Raw genomic sequence first — 15,561 nt, forward strand, 5'->3', positions numbered from 1 at the left:
GGGCAGTGGGCTGGTCAGACGAGGTGTTCGATGCCGTCGGTGGCCTCGGCCGCGGTACCGAAGCGGCTCCAGGCGTAGGTGAGGGCGTCGCCGTCGCGGTGACCGAGGGCGGTGACGCGGCCGACGACGAGGGTGTGGTCGCCGCCGTCGTACGAGCGCCAGGGGTCGCACTCGATCCAGGCGAGGGGATGCGCGAGGCGGGGGATGCGTGCGCCCTCCGCCCAGCGGGGCTCGGCCGCGCCCTGGACCCCGGCGAACTGCCGGGCCAGCGGCTCCTGTTCGGCGCCGAGGATGTTGACGCAGAAGGGGCTGTCGACCAGCTGGTCGTGGCAGCGGGCGCGTCGGGCGACGCTGACGAGTACCAGCGCGGGATCGGCGGACACGGAGGTGAAGGAGTTCATGGTGGCCCCGCGGGGGCCGTCGTCTCCTTCGTACGTCACGACGGTGACGCCGGTCGCGAACCGAGACATGCAGGCGCGCAGCGCGCCGGGACTCGGCGGAGCGAGAGCTTCGGGCATGGGGACTCCCTGGGAGCCGGCCGGGCCGCGAGCTGGGCGCCACGGGCCGGGACAGAAGGGTGTATATGCTGATCAAGGCTTGTAATCAAAGCTTTGATTAATTGGACGGTACCGTGGGTGCGGAGTTCGGGGAACCCCCTCGGGCGAGGAATCTGCTACTCGAAGGTAACTTGGTGGGTGGCTGCGGCGCCGGTCGTGCGGAGGCCGGTCGCCGGTCCGGCCGTCCGGCCTACACTCCCGATGTGAACCAGGAACAGCCGGACGCCGACCACTTGCACTTCTGGTCGTTCATCGACCACGCCGTCGAGCGGGTCGGCCGGGAACTGCCCGGCATCGACCCGCTCGCGATGCGGCTGGTGCTCACCCTGCACCGGGCGGCCAACATGCTGGTGTACGACCTGGAATCGACCGTGCACCGGCCGCGGGGCTGGTCGTGGCCGGGCTTCCGGGTCCTGTTCGCGATCTGGCTGTCGGGCCCGGTCGAGGCGAAGAAGGTCGCGGAGCTGTCCGGAATGAGCCGGGCGGCCGTGTCGGCGCTGGTGAGCACCCTGGAGCGGGACGGCCTGGTCAGCAAGGAGCGTGCCGCGTACGACGGGCGCGCTGTCCAGCTGACCGTGACCGGGGCCGGTCTGGAGGCGATCACCACCGCCTTCCGGGACCACAACGCGCGGGAACGGGAGTGGGCGAGCTCCCTCAGCACGGAGGAGCAGCGCACCCTCATCGAACTGCTGGGCAAACTGACCGCCCACTCCACTCACTTCGACGCCCGCCACCGGGCCTGAACCCGGGCTGCCCGGAGTTCGGTACGCGCTCGCGCCCGCCGGCCGAGCCATCGGTGGGAGCCGGTCTCGGCGGTGTCCCGGCACGGTCCTAGCGGCGCGTGCTGCCCCCGTCCGTGACGATGATCTGCCCCGTGATGAACGCCGCGTCGTCGGAGGCGAGGAACGCCACCACGCCCGAGACGTCCGTCGGCATCTGCACACGCTTGACGTTCTGGAGCCGCACGGCCTCGTCGAAGAACGCCTCGTTCGTGTTGGCCAGGGCCGCGGGTGTCCGGCCCAGCCCGCCGCGACGCCGTTGACGGTGATGTCGTGGACGCCGAGGTTGGAGGCGAGTACCGAGGTGAGTCCGTTCAGCGCACCCTTGGCCGAGACATAGGAGACGAACGGGGGAGGAGCGGTCCAGTAGCTGGAGGAGGTGATGTTGATGATCCGTCCGGACCCCGACTCCTTGAGATCCGGCAGGAACGCCTTGGTGGTGAGGAAGGCGCCGTCCACGTTGACGGCGAAGGTGCGACGCCACTCGTCGTAGGTCACCCGCTCGATGTCGGACAACAGGACGACGGCCGTGTTGTTCACCTGGACGTCGACAGCGCCGAGTTCGCCTCTTACCCGCGTGGAACGCCTGGACCGCGTCCTCGTCCGAGATGTCGACCTTGTCGCTGAAGAACCGTCGGCCGGACTCCGCGACGAGTTCCCCTGTCTCGTCGGCCGGATCGATGTCCGCGACCGCGATGTCCGCTCCCTCCGCGGCGAGCCTACGCGCGATCTCCTGCCCGATACCCGCGCTGCCTCCGGTCATGACGGCGGTCCTGCCGGTCAGTCTTCCCGCCATGGCTCGTCTCCTTGGTTCAGAGTGCGAAAGGAACCGGGCCGGTGCGGAGCCTCATGAGGCCACCGGAACCCGGCGAGGGCGTCCTGCACGGATGGTGCGCCTTGAGGCCGTCGGCGAGGGGTGCCCTGTTCGTCCAATGAACATGCCCATTGAGGGTGACAGGGGGGGTCACTTCCTACGTTGTCGCTGCCCGGCGTAGGCCGGGGGTACTGGATCACGTTTGGTCGCAAGAGCCACGCGGAGGACGTCCGTGAAGGCTCCGGCAGCTACAGCGGCTGCCTGACCACCAGGCTCGGCGCGCGGCGGAATCGGAACCTGGCCGCCGTTGTCCCAGGTGTCCGGCACCCACGATCCGTCCGGCCGCGTACGACGGCGGGGGCCATGGGGAGGGGCTCGGGCGGCCCGCACCGCTGCCGCACGACAGGAAGGGCCCCAGGGCCGGCGATGCTGGGTGCACGGCACCCAGGAAGCCCCCACCTGGGGTGACCTCAGCCTGGTTACGGCTGGCCGCCGAGGCGATCGTAGAGCCATGACCAGCAACGACACGCCCCGCAACCCGCACTCGTACGTCGGCATGCGGGTGACCGCAGACGGCTTCATCCGCCAGGAACTCCTGCCCGACGGCCGCTACGACGAAGCCCGCGGCACCCTCCAGAGCGCCTACACCGGCCACTACACCGTCACCGGCACCCACATCGACTACGCCGACGACACCGGCTTCACCGCCACCGGCGACGTCCGCGACGGCGTCCTCTTCCACGAGCACCTGGTGCTCTACCGCGAGGGCGCCGCCGAGCACACCCGGTAGGAACCCGCCGTCGTGGACCAGGGACAAGGTCAACCCTGTCCGTAACTTGACCTCGTGCAGTGAGCCCTCGCCGATGGGCGGTTCGTGCCCGAACCGCGCCGGCGCGACCTCGGCGGGAAACTCCGCAGGTCCAGCCTGATCCTGCCGTGCCCGCCGCGCGCGTGAGACCCCGGTACACCGGCCGCCCTGGCCCTGCGCCGGGCCCGGGAGGAGCATGGAGATGAGCGACCGAGGGAGGCCCGCCATGAAGACCGGAGCCCCTGAATATGAGCGCTGGCTGTACTCGCAGACGCCTTCTCAGGCCGAGGGCGAGCGCGACGAACCGGCGGAGCGCACGACCGTGGAGCAGCACCCGGACGTCCCCAGGACCGAGCCCTCCCAGGCCGAGGGCGAACGGGTGGACGACATCCGAACCACCTGAGCGCCGGTAGACGATCGATGAACGGCGCGAGGAGCCGTGTGCCCGATGGTCCGCTCAGGGATCACCCGGAGCGCGGTGTCCGGGTTGCGGAAGGAGCAGGGGCGGACGTGAGGGTGATCAGCGCGCCGCGCCGATCGGCTGGGGCCGGGCGTCCCGGTCGTCGTGCCGACGGCGGTGGCCGACCAGGTATGCGGTGAGGGCGAGGAGTGCGGCCAGGGCGATGAGGGCGCAGACGGCGCCCCAGGCCAGCTGGACGTAGGCGCGGGTGCCGAGCCACGACCCGGCGCTGCCGCCGAGGAACGCGCAGGTCATGTAGCCGGTGTTGAGACGGCTGCGGGCTTCGGGCCGTAGGGCGAAGATACGGGCCTGGTTGGCGACCTGGCCGCACTGCACCGCCACGTCCAGCAGGAGTAGTCCGGCGGCCAGGGCCACGAGCCCGGCGACCCCGCCCATGGAGCCCGCGGTGAGCACCGCCGCCGCGGCGAGGGCGGCCAGGATGCACCACAGGTTCACCCGGTCGGCGCCGAACCGGTCCACCCAGCGCCCGGCCGCGGGCGCGCAGAACATGCTGCCCGCGCCGATCAGGGCCAGCAGTCCCACGGCCTGCGTATCCATGCCGTACGTGGGGCCGGTCACCAGCAGGGCCAGCGCGGTCCAGGCCGCGCTGAACCCACCGAAGAGCGTGACCTGGAAATACACGGAGCGCCGCAACTGCCGCTCGCCGCGCACCATCCGCAGGGTGTCGGTGAGCAGGGTCGGATAGCGGTCGTGCACGGCCGGGGCGTTGCCGGGCAGGGCGAGGCCGAGGACGACGGCGAGCAGCCCGGTCAGCACGGCGGCGACGAGGTACGGAGCACGCCAGCCCAGGTGTTCGCCCAGCACGCCGCCGAAGGTGCGGGCCAGGAGGATGCCGCCGATGAGGCCGGCCTGCAGGGTGCCGATCACGCTGCCGCGTCGATCGGGCTCGACCAGACCGGCGGCCATGGGCAACAGGAGTTGCGGGACCACGGTCGCCACACCCACCACGGCACCGGCCGCGAGCAGCAGGCCGGTGGCCGGGGCGAGACCGGCGACGAGGAGGGCGAGGCCGGTCGTCGCGAGCAGCCCGGTGATCAGCGGACGGCGGGGGAGGCGGTCGCCGAGCGGCACCAGCAGGAAGATGCCGACGGCGTAACCGAGCTGGGTCACCGTCGCGACGATCGCGGCAGTGGCCGGGGCTACACCCAGGCCGTCGGCGATGAGAGGGGTGAGGGCCTGCGGGAAGTAGACGTTCGCGACGCCGACACCACAGGCCAGCGCCATCAGTAGAGGCAGCTTGCGGGACATCTGTTCCTCCGTCCGAACGAACTGGATGGTTCGATTTCGAGGCTGGCATGTGGGCCTTGGATTCGTCAAACGAACCAGTTCGTTACCATCGGACGCATGGCATACGACTCCACGGCGACCAAGGAACGCATCCTCGCGGCGGCGACCGCGGAGTTCGCCGCGCACGGCGTCGCGGGTGCCCGGGTGGACCGTATCGCCGCCGAGGCCAAGGCCAACAAGCGTGCGATCTACGACTACTTCGGCGACAAGAACAAGCTCTTCGCCGTGGTTCTCGAGCGCGCCCTGGCCGGCCTGGCCGAGGCTGTCCCGCCCAGCGACGATCTGCCCGGCTATGCCGAGCGCCTCTTCGACTACCACCGCGCCCACCCGGAGGCCCTGCGCCTGGTGATGTGGGAGGCCCTGGAGATCGGCGACCGGCCCGTCCCCGCGGAAGAGGCCCGCACCCGCCATTACCAGGACAAGATCGATGCCGCCGAGTCCGCCGGTCCGGGCGGTGACGCTCGCACGCGTGTGTTCTTCACCCTGGCCCTGGCGAGCTGGAGCATCGGCATGCCCCAGTTGCGACGCATGGTCCTCGGCCCCGACCACAGCCTCGACGACCTCCGTGCGGACATCGTTCGGGCCGTCCAGGCCCTGCCGACAGATGTGGGGCCTCCCGGTCCGGCGTAGCGGGCGGGCGGTACGACCGGTTCGTCTCGTCGGATGCCAGGTTGCGCCCGTCCGCGTCGGCGTCCGCCCGGGGCCGTCCGGCTGACAGGCGGCCCCAGGCGGGCGGGTGGTCTGCTGAGGCGCTCCAGCACCATGGCCATGCCCTGCCCGCCTCCGACGCACATGGTCTCCACGCCCCACTGCGCGTCGCGCGTGCGCAACCCGTTGACCAAGGTGGTCATGATGCGCGCGCCGGTCGCACCGAACGGATGGCCCAGCGCGATGGCCCCACCGTGCACGTTGAGCCTGTCCATCGGGATGCCCAGTTCGCGCTGAGAGGCGATGACCTGAACGGCGAACGCCTCGTTCATCTCGAACAGGTCGATGGCCCCGACGGACAGGCCGGCGTGCGCGAGGGCGCGTCGGGTGGCCTCGACCGGCCCCAGGCCCATGATCTCGGGGGACAGGCCGGACACGCCGGTGGCCACGATCCTGGCCGGGGGAGTGACGCCGAGCTCTCGCGCCCTGACATCGCTCATGATGACCACGGCGGCGGCTCCGTCGTTCAGCGGGCAGGAGTTTCCGGCGGTGACCGTGCCGCCGGGCCGGAAGGCCGGCGGCAGACCTGTGAGTGCCTCGTACGTCGTGCCGGGGCGCGGGCTGTCGTCGGTGGCGATCACCGTGCCGTCGGGCAGCCGGACAGGGGTGATCTCTCGGGCGTGGAACCCGGACTCGGCGGCCTTGGCGTACAGCTGCCGGCTGCGCAGGGCGTAGTGATCCTGCTCCTGGCGGCTGATCTCGCGGAGGCCCGCCACGTTCTCCGCGGTCTGCGTTCTCCGCGGTCTGCCCCATGCCCAGGTAGACGTCGGGCGGCTGGCCGTCGGAGCGGGGATCGGTCCACGGGCGGTTGACTCGCGCCTGCTCGAACCCCGGGTTCGCCACATTTTCGGCATCCGCTCCGGTGGGTCCGAAGCGCCGGTCCCCAGCTGCACGGCCACCCGCCGGGCGATGTTGGCACCGTGCTCGCCGCTCGGCTCGGCGCAGCCGAGATGAAGGTCGTCGATCCGGGCCGGGTCCAGTTCGGGCAGCTGGTCGAGGGCCGCGCGGACCGCTGTCACCGCGAGATCGTCGGGGCGGACATCCTTGACGGCCCTCCACCGAAGGAAAGGTTAAACGGACCGTTTCGTATGAGGTGCGGAGTAGTCCATCGGGTGCGGAGGTTGCGACGCGCGTACTTGGGGGTGGGAGTGCGCGTCGGAAACATCATTCCGCAAGGTCAGGGGTGGTTGTATCGGCTGCCGTGCCATCGTGTCGCAGGGTGCTGCGGCCAAGAGAAAATACTGGCTACGGTCCTAGACGTTCCGTTTCGATTGACCTAGTGTGTGGGCACCTCGTGCAGAGAGGAGCACTCCAATGACGGTGTGCTTTCGACAGGCGGTGTTCATTCCGCCGCCCGTATGTGTCGTTGCCGACGAGCTGGGTTTCTTCGCTCACGCCGGCCTTGAGGTCGAGACCGTGCTGATCGAGTCGTCGACGGACCAGCGTGACCGACTGCTGACCGACGACGTCGATGTGGGCGTCACGGCCATCGACAACCTGGTCGTCTGGAATTCCGGCGGAGGCGACCTCCGGGTCGTCGCCGAGATCGAGTCGACGACACCACTCCGGCTGGTCGCACAGCCCTCGGTGAGGGGGCTGGACGACCTGCGGGGCGCCGTGCTCGGCGTGGACGCGCCCGACAACGGCTTCGCCGTCGTGCTGCGCCATCTCCTGCGTCACCATGGCCTCCCGCCGGGCGCGTACGAGTTCGAGCCGGTGGGCGGAGTGCGCGAGCGCTTCGAGGCCCTGCGCTCACGGTCGATCGACGCGACGTGGCTGGGGCCGCCGCTGGACGAACTGGCGCGACAGCAGGGGTTCGTCCCGCTGCTCGCGGTCGAGGACGAGGTGCCGGACTTCCCCGGGCAGGCAGTGGTGGCCGGTCCCACGACGCGGCAGGCGGGACGGGAGAACCTCTCGCTCTACCTCACGGCCCTCGACCGTGCGCGGAAGTGGCTGCACGCCACGGAGGACGAACAGATCGTGGACGTGCTGACGCGGGGCGGGTACGGACCGGCCTCGGCGCGGGCCGCGCTGCGCACGCGCCCCGCCTCGCTGGCTCCTGCTCGTGCCGGTCTGGAGTGCGTCCTGACGATGCGCGACAGCCTCGGCATGATGCCCGACCAGGTGCCTGGTGCCGACGACCTGTACGACGGCGGCCCGCTCGGTCTGGAGCTGCGTCCGTGACGCCCGACCTGGTCACGTCCGACGGTCATCGCGACGACGCGGGGCGCGTCACGGACGGTCAGGTGGCGAGGAGCGTGCGCCACATGCTCAGCGAGGACCGTACCCGCGAACTCCTCGGAATACAGGTCGATTCGGCGGCCGACGGGCGAGCATGCGCACGGATGCGGGTCCGGCCTGACATGGTCAACGGTCACGCGATCGTGCACGGAGGGCTCGTGTTCGCGCTGGCCGACACCACCTTCGCCTGTGCCGTCAACAGCTTCGGTCCGCCGGTCGTCACGGCGAGCGCGGACATCGCCTTCCGGCGCCCCGGCCACCTCGGTGACGACCTGATCGCCGAAGCGGTGACCCGCTCCTGGCAGGGCCGCTCGGTGATCTGTGAGGTCACGGTGCGGCGGGGTGACGACGTCATCGCAGAGTTCAGCGGGCGGGGGGTGCGGATCGTGGCGGCGGACGAGAAGCCGTCGGCGGGGAGCGATCCGGTCCCGGGCGGCTTGTCCGGACGAGCCGGCCACGAGGAGCGCCGCGTCCGTCCGGCGGGCGCGGACACCGACGCGGTGGACGGACCGGCCGTGCCAGGGCACCACCCGGGCCGATAGCCCTGTCATCAGCCGAGAACGCCGAGCGCACAGGTCGTCCGGCGGACGCGCGGGGTGCAGAAATCAAACGGTACGTCCAAGTACCAGAGCCGCTAATGGAGTTCAGGTGTCACAGGACTGTGAAGTCATCGTTGTCGGTGGTGGACCCGTCGGGGTGATGGCCCTCGCGTTGCTGGGCCATGCCGGTGTGCGGGCCGCGGGGATCGAGCGCGAGCCCGAGATGTGGCGACAGGCGCGGGCCGTGCACTTCGACGGTGAGACCGTGCGTTCTTTCCAGGCCATGGGCCTGGGGGAGGAACTCTCCGCCCGGGTCAAGCCGATGTGCGACTACCGCATGGAGAACGAGGCCGGCGAGACTCTGGTGTCCCATGCCACGGGGCAGATGGGGCCGCAAGGCTGGCACTCGGAGGTCCTGTTCCATCAGCCCGAGGTCGACGGGCTGCTGCGCGCCGAAGTGGAGCGGCTCGCCGATGTGGAACTCCGGCTCGGCACCACGCTGCTGGACATCCGGCAAGGCGACGACTCGGTCCGCTGCACCGTCCGCACCCCGGAAGGGACGACACGGACACTCACCGCGCGATGGGTCATCGCCTGTGACGGCGGCACCTCGACCGTCAGACGCACGCTCGGGGTGTCCGGCGAGAACCTCGGCACCGACGATCCGTGGCTCGTCGTCGACGGACACCTGCGAGGGACGGCGGGAATCGAGGGTGACATGGTCTTCCTCGGCCGGCACACCCGTCCCGCGCTCTGGATCAGGCTCCCCGGCGACCGGGTGCGCATGGAGTTCAAAGTCCTCCCCGGAGACGACCCGGAGGAGATCGTCACACCGGCGGGCATCGCCCGGCTGAGCCGAGGTGTTCTCACGCCGCAGAACTTCGAACCCGACCGCAGCGTCATCTACACCTTCCGCGCGCGGCTGGCCACGTCATGGCGGGTCGGCAACGTGTTCCTCGCGGGTGACGCCGCTCACCTGGCCCCTCCGCTGTTCGGCCAGGGACTGTGCGCCGGCCTGCGGGACGTGGCCAACCTGGTGTGGAAGCTCCGCCTCGTCTCACGTGGCAGAGCCCCCGAGTCCCTGCTCGACACCTACGAGTCCGAACGCAAGGACCACGCCAGGTACTGGGTCCAGCAGGCGGCGACGATGGCCGGACTCGTCCAGACCACCGACCCCGTGATGGCCGCCCGGCGGGACGCGCACATCCGCGCCAATCCGGCCGACAGCTACCCGCCGGCACCGGCCCTGGGCCCTGGTGTGCACACCGGCCCCGCCGATCCGCAGGGCGGGCGCCTCTCGATGCAGCCGATGCTGCCCGACGGGACACGTCTCGACGACCTCGTGGGACGCCGGTTCCTGCTCGCGGCCACGCCCGAACTGCAAGCCGGGCTGCCCGACGCCGTACGCGAGGCGCTGGAGGAGGAGCCCGAGGTCGCCGTACTGACCTCCCCCCAGCACGTCGGCCGACTGCTCACGTCGGTCGAGGCTCCCGCCGTCCTGGTCCGTCCCGACCGCTACGTGCTCGGAACGGCACACACCCCCGAACAACTCGAAGTGCTGCTCCGGCTCCTGCCCCTCGCGGGCGCCCCGGAACCCCCGCGCGAGATGAGCCCGCCACAGCAAGAGACAACCGCGCAGCACTGACCGGCCCGCGCGCAGACACTGTTTCCCGCACAGGAGTTCACATGCCCGACCAGCCCATCACTCACCTCCGTCACGTCGACATCGCGGTTCAGGACTACGACAAGCAGGTCGCCTTCTACGAGCAGCAGTGGGGGCTGACCAAGGTCGGTTCCGACGGCGACGTCACCTACTTCGCCGCCGAGGGCTCGCCCGAGCAGTACGTCGTCCGGGTCCGCCGCTCCCAGGACAAGCGCCTCGACCTGGTCTCCTTCGGTGCCGCAGACCGTGCCGCGGTGGACGGCCTCGCCACCCGCCTCGCCACCGACGGCGTGCAGCTGGTGAGCGAGCCGGACACGCTCCAGACGCCCGGTGGCGGCTACGGCTTCCGGTTCTTCGACGTGGAGGGGCGGACCATCGAGATCTCCACCGAGGTGGTCGCCCGCACTCACCGCAGGATCGAGGAGCGCGAGGACATCCCGGTACGGCTGTCCCACGTCGTGCTCAACTCCCCGGAGCCCGAGCGCATGATGGCCTTCTACGAGAAGTACCTGGACTTCCGGCTCTCGGACACGAACGTGCACCCGCAGCTTGGCGGGATCATGTGGTTCCTGCGCTGCAACCCTCAGCACCACAGCATGGCGATCGCCCGCTGTCCCCATGTCTCGCTGCACCACGCGTCCTTCGAGATGCGCGGTCTGGAGGAGTACATGCGCGGCAGTGGCCGCCTGATGCGCGACGGGATCCACAAGGTCTGGGGGCCCGGCCGGCATCGCGCCGGGGACAACACCTTCACGTACTTCCACGACCCCAACGGCAACACCATGGAGTACACCACGGAGCTGGAGACCCTGGACGAGGACACCTGGCACCCGCACCTGTACAGCACCGAGGACCCGGAGACCTCGGACGTGTGGGGGACCTCCAACCCGATGAACGACTTCGTGTCCAGGGAGATGTTCAACGACCCGGACCGGGGGCTGTTCATCGCACCGCCGGTGTGACCCCCCCGGGCCCGAGATGCGCTCGGGACGCCGCCGACAAGGCAATCCCTTCACCATGCGATACGAAGCGTTCTGAATAGATAGAGAGGCTGTACCCATGAAGCTGGGCCGGATCTCAACACCTTCCCCCGACGGCGAGCAGATCAGGCTCGTCGCCGTGCGCCCCGACGAGGGCAGGGTCATCGACCTGGCCAGGGCCTATGCCCTGGCCAGGCAGACACAGCACGCGACGCCGGACGCGGCCCGCCGACTGGCCGCCGCCCACTTCCCGTCGAGCATGGCCGCCGCCATCGCCGCGGGGCCGGCGTTCCTCGACGCCGCCCACTGGGCCGTGGACCGGGCCGCCGACGACGCCTCGCTGCCGATCGAGGGGCTGTCCTGGGTGGCGGCCGTCGACCCGCCGGTCATCCGTGACGGACTGACCTTCCCGGCGCACATGAAGGGGTTCTCCGAGAAGGTGGGCGGCGGACTGCCCAACCCCCAACTGTTCAAGACGCCCGGCTACTTCAAGGGATCCACCGGAGTGGTCTACGGCCACGACGAGGAGATCCCCTACCCTGCCTACTCCGAATTCGTCGACTACGAACTGGAGATGGGCCTCATCGTCGGTGCCGCGGGCCGCAACCTGACCCCCGACGGCGCCCGCGCCCACCTGTTCGGCGTCACGATCTTCAACGACTTCAGCGCCCGTGACATCCAGGGGCCCGAGATGGGCATGGGCATGGGTCCGCAGAAGTGCAAGGACTACGCGTACGGCATCGGTCCGTGGATCACGACCGTCGACGAGCTGCCGTCCGTCGACGGCCTCAAGGGTGTGGTCCGCGTCAACGGCGAAGTCTGGAGCGAGACCAGTGCCGAGGGAATGATCTACACGCCGGAGGAACTGCTCGCCTACGTCTCCATCGGCGACCGGCTTCAGCCCGGAGACCTCATCGGCTCCGGCACCCTGCCCAACGGCTCCGGCCTGGAGCTGGACCGGAGGCTGTCGCCCGGAGACGTCATCGAACTCGAACTGGAAGGCGTCGGCATCCTGCGCAACCGCATGAGTGCCGAGCCGGACAAGGCCCCCTGGTGGCCCGAGCCCCGCCCGTATCCCTTTGGTACGCCGGCGAACTGACGACGGGACCGAGAAAGATGAGCAACCCGCACGCCATCAAGCCGGTACGGCGCATCGTCACGGGTCACACCGCCGACGGCCGCTCCACCGTCATCAGCGACGGCCCGGCCCCGAACGTCTTCGCGTCCGACACCGTCGAAGGGTTCGGCGCGATCGTCCCCTGGCAGACCGAACCGGGCGATGTCAGCAACGACGGCAACCAGGACGCGGCCTCCGCCGACGTCGAGGTGCCGATGTACCCCAAGCTCGGAGGAACGGTCTTCCGGATCGCGAGCTTCCCGCCCGACAGCGCCTACACCGACGCCGCCGCCGACTCCCTCTTCGACGACATCGACGGCGAACACGCCCGCGACGCCGCGCCCCCCGCCGCCGGCGACCGCCACTTCTGGTTCCACCGCACCGACAGCCTGGACTACGCCCTCGTCCTCGAAGGCGAGATATGGCTGCTGACGGACGAGGGAGAGACCCTCGCCAGGGCCGGTGATGTGATCATCCAGCGAGGCACGAGCCATTCCTGGTCCAACCGCGGTGACACGACCTGTCGCGTGGCCTTCGTCCTCATCGGTTCCCTGCCCGTCGACACCGCTGTCTCATGAGCACCGCGCACGACATCCTGTGGACGCCGAGCCCTGCCCGGCAGGAGGGCAGCGAACTGGTTCGTTACCGCCGTGGGCTCAAGGACTACGACGGCGGCGACGACTACCTGGATCTCTGGCGCTGGTCGACACAGGACCCGGGCCGGTTCTGGGAGTCCGTCGCCGAATTCGAGGACGTACGACTCGGTGGTATCCCGACCGGCCCGGTGGCTCCCCGGGAGATGCCCGGAGGCACGTGGTTTCCCGGCCGTACCGTGAACTATGCCGAGCATGTGCTGCGCCGCTGCCCGGGCGAGGCGCTCGTCGTCGTGGACGACGACGGCACGTCGCACAAGCTCTCGCGGGCCGAACTGCGCGACCAGGTCGCCGCCCTCTCCGCCGCGCTGCGCCGGATGGGCGTGGCCCACGGCGACCGGGTGGCCGCCGTCCTGCCCAACCGCGCGGAGGCGGTCGCGGGCCTCCTCGCCTGTGCCGCGGTGGGGGCCGTGTGGTCGGTGTGCTCCCCGGAGTTCGGCGCGGACGGGGTGCTGTCGCGGTTCGCCCAGCTGGAGCCCAAGGTTCTGCTGCTCACGGACGGCTACCACTACGGCGGGCGGACGCACGAGCGCACGGACGAGATGCGTACCGTGATCGACCGGCTGCCGTCGGTGGAGCACGTGCTCTGGGTCGACCACCTCCACCCTGGGAGCCTGCCCACGACGCACCGGCCCGTGTCGCTCTGGGGCACGGTCACCGCCGGAGGAGGCGAGCCGGAGTTCGACGAGCTGCCCTTCGACCACCCGCTGTGGGTGCTGTTCTCCTCCGGCACCACCGGGGCACCCAAGGGCATCGTGCACGGCCATGGAGGTGTCCTCCTGGAACACCTCAAGGTCCTGCGGCTGCACTCGGACCTACGGGCCGGCGACCGCTTCCTCAACGTCGCCAGCACCAGCTGGGTGGTGTGGAACATGCTGGTCTCCGGGCTCGCGGTCGGCGCCACGATCGTGCTGCTGGACGGGAACCCGGTCCGCCCCGACCTGGGGCGTGTCTTCCGTGTCGCCGACGAACACGACGTCGGCACGCTCGGTGTCAGTGCCGGATACCTGCACGCCTGCCTCAAGGCCGGTCTCGCCCCCGAGGCCGGGGCACTGCGGACGGTGCAGGTGACCGGATCACCGCTGTCCACCGACGGTTTCCGCTGGGTCCACGACCGGCTCGGCGACGTGTGGCTGACCTCCATGAGCGGCGGCACCGACGTGTGCTCGATCTTCGTAGGCGGAGCCCCCACCCTGCCCGTCCGCGTGGGGCGCATCCAGGCACCCGCCCTGGGCGTATGTGTCGAAGCCTGGGACGAGGACGGCAAGCCCGTGATCGGCGAGCGGGGCGAGCTGGTGGTCACGCGGCCAATGCCCTCGATGCCGCTCCGCTTCTGGCACGACCCCGACGGCCGGCGCTATCGGGACAGCTATTTCTCCGTGTACGCCGGAGCCTGGCGGCACGGGGACTTCATCGAGTTCGAGTCCGACGGCAGCAGTGTGATCCACGGCCGCTCGGACTCCACCCTGAACCGGCAGGGCGTGCGCATGGGGCCGGCGGACATCTACCGGGTCGTCGAGGCGCTGCCCGAGGTGCGCGAAGCCCTCGTCGTGGGCGCCGAACTGGGCGAGGACGCCTACTACATGCCGCTGTTCGTCGCCCTCCAGGACGACGCCGACCCCGAAGAGGTGACGCGGCGCATCAACCAGGTGCTCCGGGAGGAGCTGTCACCGCGGCACGTGCCCGACGAGGTCGTGCCCATGCGCGGGATCCCGCACACCCGCACGGGAAAGAAGATAGAGGTGCCGGTCAAGCGCCTGCTGCAGGGAGCATCCCTGAGCGACGTCGTGGACCTGGGCGCGGTGGACGACAGCGCGCTGCTCCAGGAATACGCGGAGTTCGCCCACACCCGCCGGAAAGCATGAGGAAACCATGAGCCAGACCCCCTTCTCACTGGGAACGTTCGCCGACGGACAGTCCGGTCCGTTCCCCGGCATCGTCGTGCACGACCGGGTGTACGACACCCGGACCGTCCTGCCCGAAGCCACGACCACGTCGGACCTGCTGGCCGACTGGGACACCTCCCTGGAGGTGCTCCAGTCCCTCGCCGACGCACCCGAGGGCGACGGGCGGCCGGCCGGTGAGCTCACGGTGCTCGCCCCGGTCCAGCCGCCGGGCCAGATCTTCGGCGCCGGGGCCAACTACCGCGAGCACGTCATCCAGATCACCGTGGCGCACCGCCTGGGGAAGGAGGACGCCACCGAGGAGGAACTGCGCGACCAGGCCGCCCGTGAGATGGACGAACGTGCCGCGCACGGTGAACCGTACGTGTGGGTGGGCGTCCCGTCCGCGATCAGCGGCCCGTACGACGACGTCGTCCTGCCCTCCATCGGTGAGAACCACGACTGGGAACTCGAACTGGGCGTGGTCATCGGGCGCGAGGCGCGCGAGGTGAGCCGTGACGAGGCACTGGACCATGTCGCCGGGTACACCGTCTGCAACGACCTGACGACGCGCAGCCTGGTGCCGCGGCCGGACATCCCGATGATGGGGACCGACTGGATGCGGGCGAAGAACCAGCCCACGTTCTACCCCACGGGCCCCTACCTCGTGCCGGCGCGCTTCGTGCCCGACCCGCAGGACCTGGACATCACACTCCGGCTCAACGGCAAGGTCATGCAGAAGGGCAACACCAACGACATGATCTTCGGGGTGGCCGCCCTGATCTCGTACATCTCGCACCGGGTGGTGCTGCGGCCGGGCGACATGATCATCACTGGCTCCCCGCAGGGCAACGGCTCGCACTACGGCCGGTTCCTGCGCGCGGGCGATGTGATGGAGAGCGAGATCACCGGACTCGGTACGCAGCGCAACCTCGTTAGGTAGCCGCCGTCACGTCTGAACCTTCCCCTTGATGTTGGACACCTGGAGACTGGGACCTGAGGTTCCAGAGGAAGTAGTGCCAGGTGGGAAGTAAGAGCAACCGCAGCAGGC

General features: G+C 70.0%; 14 protein-coding genes and 2 pseudogenes. 12 read left to right on the top strand and 4 right to left on the bottom strand.

Going from position 1 to position 15,561, the window contains the following annotated elements:
- Nucleotides 1-14: 14 nt before the first annotated feature.
- Nucleotides 15-518, bottom strand: coding sequence for a flavin reductase family protein (locus tag ABT147_RS28170; protein WP_351411086.1), 504 nt, complete (start codon nt 516-518; stop codon nt 15-17).
- 242 nt (nt 519-760) lie between these two features.
- Here ABT147_RS28170 and ABT147_RS28175 point away from each other — a divergent pair, with 242 nt between their 5' ends.
- Nucleotides 761-1,300: a MarR family winged helix-turn-helix transcriptional regulator gene (locus tag ABT147_RS28175; protein ID WP_351411088.1), complete on the top strand. Its 540-nt coding sequence runs from the start codon at nt 761-763 to the stop codon at nt 1,298-1,300.
- Nucleotides 1,301-1,388: 88 nt separating this feature from the next.
- Here the strand turns inward: ABT147_RS28175 and ABT147_RS28180 are convergent.
- Nucleotides 1,389-2,072 (bottom strand): annotated as a pseudogene (locus tag ABT147_RS28180) (SDR family NAD(P)-dependent oxidoreductase); the annotation flags it as partial.
- Nucleotides 2,073-2,661: 589 nt separating this feature from the next.
- Here ABT147_RS28180 and ABT147_RS28185 point away from each other — a divergent pair.
- Entirely contained in the window at nt 2,662-2,940 is a 279-nt protein-coding gene (locus tag ABT147_RS28185; RefSeq protein WP_351411090.1) for an Atu4866 domain-containing protein, read from the top strand.
- Between the two features lie 244 nt (nt 2,941-3,184).
- Nucleotides 3,185-3,361, top strand: a complete 177-nt coding sequence (locus ABT147_RS28190; RefSeq protein ID WP_351411092.1) for a hypothetical protein — start codon at nt 3,185-3,187, stop codon at nt 3,359-3,361.
- A gap of 117 nt (nt 3,362-3,478) precedes the next feature.
- Here ABT147_RS28190 and ABT147_RS28195 read toward each other — a convergent pair whose 3' ends face one another.
- Complete coding sequence (locus ABT147_RS28195) at nt 3,479-4,687, bottom strand: MFS transporter (protein WP_351411094.1); 1,209 nt, start codon at nt 4,685-4,687, stop codon at nt 3,479-3,481.
- Between the two features lie 96 nt (nt 4,688-4,783).
- On the opposite strand from ABT147_RS28195, the gene ABT147_RS28200 reads away from it, so the two are divergent.
- Nucleotides 4,784-5,356, top strand: a complete 573-nt coding sequence (locus ABT147_RS28200) for a TetR/AcrR family transcriptional regulator (protein WP_351411096.1) — start codon at nt 4,784-4,786, stop codon at nt 5,354-5,356.
- Between the two features lie 113 nt (nt 5,357-5,469).
- On the opposite strand, the pseudogene ABT147_RS28205 reads toward ABT147_RS28200, so the two are convergent.
- Nucleotides 5,470-6,486, bottom strand: a pseudogene (locus ABT147_RS28205) (acetyl-CoA C-acyltransferase); the annotation flags it as partial.
- Nucleotides 6,487-6,748: 262 nt separating this feature from the next.
- On the opposite strand from ABT147_RS28205, the gene ABT147_RS28210 reads away from it, so the two are divergent.
- The 8 genes from ABT147_RS28210 to ABT147_RS28245 all read left to right on the top strand — a co-directional run bounded on the left by ABT147_RS28210 (nt 6,749) and on the right by ABT147_RS28245 (nt 15,453).
- A complete protein-coding gene (locus ABT147_RS28210; RefSeq protein ID WP_351411099.1) occupies nt 6,749-7,618 on the top strand; it encodes an ABC transporter substrate-binding protein in 870 nt (289 codons plus the stop codon).
- Nucleotides 7,615-8,217 (top strand): PaaI family thioesterase, encoded by a 603-nt coding sequence (locus tag ABT147_RS28215; protein ID WP_351411100.1) that lies wholly within the window; start codon nt 7,615-7,617, stop codon nt 8,215-8,217. The genes ABT147_RS28210 and ABT147_RS28215 overlap by 4 nt, the downstream gene beginning before the upstream one ends.
- A 106-nt stretch (nt 8,218-8,323) precedes the next feature.
- Nucleotides 8,324-9,859, top strand: a complete 1,536-nt coding sequence (locus ABT147_RS28220) for a bifunctional 3-(3-hydroxy-phenyl)propionate/3-hydroxycinnamic acid hydroxylase (protein ID WP_351411102.1) — start codon at nt 8,324-8,326, stop codon at nt 9,857-9,859.
- Between the two features lie 41 nt (nt 9,860-9,900).
- Nucleotides 9,901-10,839, top strand: a complete 939-nt coding sequence (locus ABT147_RS28225; RefSeq protein WP_351411104.1) for a VOC family protein — start codon at nt 9,901-9,903, stop codon at nt 10,837-10,839.
- A 97-nt stretch (nt 10,840-10,936) separates the two neighbouring features.
- On the top strand, nt 10,937-11,956 hold the full coding sequence (locus tag ABT147_RS28230; RefSeq protein ID WP_351411106.1) for a fumarylacetoacetate hydrolase family protein: 1,020 nt from the start codon (nt 10,937-10,939) through the stop codon (nt 11,954-11,956).
- A gap of 17 nt (nt 11,957-11,973) precedes the next feature.
- The gene (locus ABT147_RS28235; protein WP_351411108.1) at nt 11,974-12,552 is read left to right on the top strand and encodes a cupin domain-containing protein; all 579 of its coding nucleotides are present in this window, start codon (nt 11,974-11,976) and stop codon (nt 12,550-12,552) included.
- The gene (locus ABT147_RS28240; protein ID WP_351411110.1) at nt 12,549-14,492 is read left to right on the top strand and encodes an acetoacetate--CoA ligase; all 1,944 of its coding nucleotides are present in this window, start codon (nt 12,549-12,551) and stop codon (nt 14,490-14,492) included. Before ABT147_RS28235 ends, ABT147_RS28240 begins: the two co-directional genes overlap by 4 nt.
- Nucleotides 14,493-14,499: 7 nt before the next feature.
- Nucleotides 14,500-15,453 (top strand): fumarylacetoacetate hydrolase family protein, encoded by a 954-nt coding sequence (locus ABT147_RS28245; protein WP_351411111.1) that lies wholly within the window; start codon nt 14,500-14,502, stop codon nt 15,451-15,453.
- Nucleotides 15,454-15,561: the final 108 nt, after the last annotated feature.

The sequence above is a fragment of the Streptomyces sp. NPDC001868 genome, assembly GCF_040297125.1.
Taxonomy (GTDB): Bacteria; Actinomycetota; Actinomycetes; order Streptomycetales; family Streptomycetaceae; genus Streptomyces.